The following is a 4,302-nucleotide window of genomic DNA, read 5'->3' on the forward strand; positions in this document are numbered from 1 at the left end:
AGGAAGAACAGCGAGATGCCCCAATCGGTCTTCATATAGATGCTGAAGAGGAGCGCGCCGAGCGGCGGGCCGAACGCGACGATGACCTGGATGATCCAGACGTTCAGCGCCTGCGAAACATTGACGCCCGGATTGGCGTCACGCGCCCAGGCGCGCGTGACGATGCGCAAGGGCGCGCGCCGCAGCAGCGTGAACCAAGGCGGCACCAACGCCATCGCGAGCCCGGCCAGCGCCACCGGCAATGCCAGCAGCCCCAGATTATGCAGCAGATAGCCGGCGACGAGCTGATGCACCTGGCTTTTGTCCTGCAGGCTGTAGGTGTCGCCGGCATAGGTCAGCGGCACGAAATGCGCATCCGCCAGCCAGACGATGTGCGGGATCATCGCCGCTACCATCGTCGCGATCGCCACCCACGGCGCCGGCGAGAGCAGGAATTTCATGCGCTGGGGATGGATCAGCGCGGCAAGGCCGATGGCGCCGATCATCGTCAGCACCCAATATTTGGTCATCAGCGCCAGCGCGCCGGCAAGGCCGAGCAGGAGCCCGGATTGCCAGCTCCGCTTCTCGAAGGAATTGAGGTAGGCGAGCACGAGCAGCGGCAGGGTGACGAGCTGCAGCAGATCCGGGTTGTACTTGAAACCCTTGAAATTGAAGATCGGGTAGAGCGCGACCATCACCACGACCAGGAAGGCGCGGCGCGCATCCACCACGCGCAAGGCCACCAGCCAGCAGATCACCATGCCGACGCCGACGGTCGCCATCGCCAGCGCATAGGTCGCCCAGTCCGTCGCCGGGAAGGCCATGAACCAGAGGCCGGCGACCCAGCCCGACAGCGGCGGATGCTTGCCGTAGCCCCAGAGGAATTTCTGGCCCCAGCCATAGGCTTCCGCGACGTCCATGTGAACGTCCTGCGCCGCCTTCAGATTGATCAGGATGAAGGTCCAGAGCACCGCATGCAGGATGGCAAGCTGGATCACCAGCCACAATCTCGCCTCGGGGCGGACCGCGCAGGCCACCAGCCAGGCCCGGAAGCGGTTGAAGCTCAGGCGGGACTTCGTGCGCGCCCTGGCGGTGGGGATCGAGGTGGTCGACATGGCCGTTGCCTAGCGCGTTTTGGGCGACGGTGGAATCAGCTTGGCGTGAACAAAGGCCCTGAAATTACAGCAATATGGTTGCCGCACGGGGATGTGAGTGGTATCCCGCGCCCATGACGACCGTCCCCATTTCGAACATCCGCAATTTCTCCATCGTCGCCCATATCGACCATGGCAAATCGACGCTGGCCGACCGCCTGATCCAGATGACGGGCGGCCTTTCCGACCGCGAGATGGCGGGCAAGGAGCAGGTGCTCGATTCCATGGACATCGAGCGCGAGCGCGGCATCACCATCAAGGCGCAGACGGTCCGCCTCGCTTACAAAGCCAAGGACGGCAAGGATTACATCTTCAACCTGATGGACACGCCCGGCCATGTCGACTTCGCCTACGAAGTCTCGCGGTCGCTGGCAGCGTGCGAAGGTTCCCTGCTGGTGGTCGACGCCAGCCAGGGCGTCGAGGCGCAGACGCTCGCCAATGTCTACCAGGCGCTCGACAACAATCACGAGATCGTCCCCGTCCTGAACAAGGTCGACCTGCCCGCGGCCGAGCCCGAGAAGGTCAAGCAGCAGATCGAGGACGTCATCGGCATCGACGCCTCCGACGCCGTGATGATCTCGGCCAAGACCGGCCTCGGCGTGCCCGACGTGCTGGAAGCCATCGTCACCCGCCTGCCGCCGCCCAAGGGCGACCGCGACGCGACCCTGAAGGCGCTGCTGGTCGACAGCTGGTACGACGTCTATCTCGGCGTCGTCGTTCTCATCCGCGTCGTCGACGGCGTCATGAAGAAGGGCAGCCGCGTGCGCATGATGGGCACGGGTGCGGCCTACGACGTCGAGCGTGTCGGCTTCTTCACGCCGAAGATGACGCAGGTCGACGAGCTCGGCCCCGGCGAGATCGGCTTCATCACCGCCGCGATCAAGGAAGTCGCCGACACCCGCGTCGGCGACACCATCACCGACGACAGGAAGCCGGTCACCGAAATGCTGCCGGGCTTCAAGCCGGCGATCCCGGTGGTGTTCTGCGGCCTGTTCCCGGTCGATGCCGACGATTTCGAGACGCTGCGCGCCGCCATGGGCAAGCTGCGGCTCAACGACGCCAGCTTCTCCTTCGAGATGGAAACTTCGGCCGCACTCGGCTTCGGCTTCCGCTGCGGCTTCCTCGGACTTCTGCACCTCGAGATCATCCAGGAGCGGCTGTCGCGCGAATTCGATCTCAACCTGATCGCGACCGCGCCGAGCGTCATCTACAAGATGAAGCTCACCGACGGCACCGAGATCGAGATCCACAATCCGATCGACATGCCCGACGTGGTCAAGATCGCGGAGATCCAGGAGCCCTGGATCGAGGCGACGATCCTCACCCCCGACGAATATCTCGGCAGCGTGCTGAAGCTGTGCCAGGACCGCCGCGGCTCGCAGAAGGAGCTGACCTATGTCGGCTCGCGCGCGATGGTGAAATACGATCTGCCGCTCAACGAGGTGGTGTTCGACTTCTACGACCGGCTCAAGTCGGTCTCCAAGGGCTACGCCTCGTTCGACTATCATCTCACCGACTACAAGCCGGCCGATCTCGTCAAGATGCAGATCCTGGTCAACAACGAGCCGGTCGACGCGCTCTCGATGCTGGTGCATCGCACCCGCGCGGAGGGGCGCGGCCGCGCCATGGTCGAGAAGATGAAGGACCTGATCCCGCCGCACATGTTCCAGATCCCGATCCAGGCGGCGATCGGCGGCAAGGTGATCGCGCGCGAGACGGTGCGCGCGCTGCGCAAGGACGTCACCGCGAAATGCTACGGCGGCGACATCACGCGCAAGCGCAAGCTTTTGGAGAAGCAGAAGGAAGGCAAGAAGAAGATGCGGCAGTTCGGCAAGGTCGACATCCCGCAGGAAGCTTTCATTGCCGCGCTGAAGGTGGATAGCTGAGGCGAGGCTCGGCACGGCCGGCCCCCGCTTCGGAGCCAGCCAACAAAAATTGCAAAAACAACCCCATGCACAGTAGCCGCCCCCTTGGCGGCATTGCGTTTTTCCGATTTTACAAAATCCGTTTGCTCCGTCGGGCAAAACAGGACGATGGTGGCAGCATCGCAAATTGTGTGACGCCGCCATCCGTCAGCACGACCGAGTCCCGATCGATTACGCCTTCTGCTTCGCCTCGACGTACCGCGCAAAATTGTCGAGGATCGCCTGCCAGCCGCCGCGCTGCTGCTCTTCCGAGTGCGTGGTTTCGCCATCGAAGGTGACGCGGACGACGACGCCGTTCGGACCGGGCACGAACTCCACCTCGGCCTTGCGATCGCCGAACGCGTAGGCGATCCGCTTGTGCTCGACGATCTCAGTGTAGGTGCCGGCGAAGTCAAAGCCCATACTGCCGTCCTTGGCTTCCATCCGTGACGAGAAGGCACCGCCTTCGCGCAGGTCGACCGTTGCCCTGGTCGTATGCCAGTCGTCGGAGGCAGCATTCCACTTCACGATGTCGGCAGGCGTCGTATAGGCCTGCCAGACCTGATCGATGGGGGCTGCGACGCAGGTTTCGACGGTGATCCTCATGGGCAATGCTCCAGTTCAATTTTGGTAGCCGCGGGGACGGCATCACGTCAGCGGTGACCCACGGCCATTCCGGGAGGTCTCTACCCAAGGACGGACGAGACCAGTCCGTGCCGACATGGTCTATCCGTCAATGTTCAAAAAAATTACGGTTGGAATAGCATGTTGGATAGGCCACCATCCCCCGCGCGCACCACCAACAAAACCAACAGCGCCGAGGAAACGCATGAGCAAGCCATCACGCTTCGACTATGGCTGGGTCGTCGTCGCAGCGGGCGCGCTGATGACCTGTGTCGGGTTCGGCACGATGCTGTCGCTGGCGGTGTTCCTGCAGCCGATCTCGGAAGCGATGGGCTGGTCGCGTGCCGGGGTGTCGGCGGCGGCGACGCTGGATTTCCTCTGCATGGGATTTGCAGCGTTCCTGTGGGGCGCGCTGTCGGACCGGTTCGGCACCCGCATCGTGGTGCTCGCGGGAAGCCTGCTGCTGGGGCTTGGTCTCGTCACCGCGAGCCAGGCGACGAGCCTGTGGCAATTCCAGCTCTTCTTCGGCGTCTTGATCGGCGTCGCCGCCGGCAGCTTCTACGCGCCGATGATGGCGCTCGCGAGCGCCTGGATCGAGAAGAACAGGAGCCTTGCGGTGGCGCTGGTCTCGGCCGGCATGG

At 63.7% G+C, this 4,302-nt stretch carries 4 protein-coding genes; 2 read left to right on the top strand and 2 right to left on the bottom strand.

All coding sequences use genetic code 11. The annotated features are described in order from the left end of the window. Window positions 1–1,094 (bottom strand): glycosyltransferase family 39 protein (locus SE92_RS20735; protein WP_063203669.1); only part of this gene is annotated, 1,094 nt, incomplete at its 3' end. 113 nt (window positions 1,095–1,207) lie between these two features. Here SE92_RS20735 and lepA point away from each other — a divergent pair. Further along, complete coding sequence (gene lepA, locus SE92_RS20740) at window positions 1,208–3,019, top strand: translation elongation factor 4 (RefSeq protein ID WP_063197939.1); 1,812 nt, start codon at window positions 1,208–1,210, stop codon at window positions 3,017–3,019. A gap of 210 nt (window positions 3,020–3,229) precedes the next feature. Here lepA and SE92_RS20745 read toward each other — a convergent pair whose 3' ends face one another. Continuing rightward, window positions 3,230–3,643 carry an SRPBCC family protein gene (locus SE92_RS20745; RefSeq protein ID WP_063197940.1) on the bottom strand — a complete coding sequence of 138 codons (414 nt, stop codon included), beginning with the start codon at window positions 3,641–3,643 and terminating at the stop codon, window positions 3,230–3,232. Window positions 3,644–3,866: 223 nt separating this feature from the next. On the opposite strand from SE92_RS20745, the gene SE92_RS20750 reads away from it, so the two are divergent. Continuing rightward, on the top strand, window positions 3,867–4,302 hold a 436-nt coding region (locus SE92_RS20750), incomplete at its 3' end, for an MFS transporter (RefSeq protein ID WP_157095920.1).

Source organism: Bradyrhizobium sp. AT1 (assembly GCF_001590795.1).
Taxonomy (GTDB): domain Bacteria; phylum Pseudomonadota; class Alphaproteobacteria; order Rhizobiales; family Xanthobacteraceae; genus Bradyrhizobium.

What these genes read in the sequence shown, in the direction of transcription:
- lepA (WP_063197939.1), top strand. Translation starts at nt 1,208, where the DNA reads ATGACGACCGTCCCCATTTCGAACATCCGCAATTTCTCCATCGTCGCC.
- SE92_RS20745 (WP_063197940.1), bottom strand. Translation starts at nt 3,643, where the DNA reads ATGAGGATCACCGTCGAAACCTGCGTCGCAGCCCCCATCGATCAGGTC.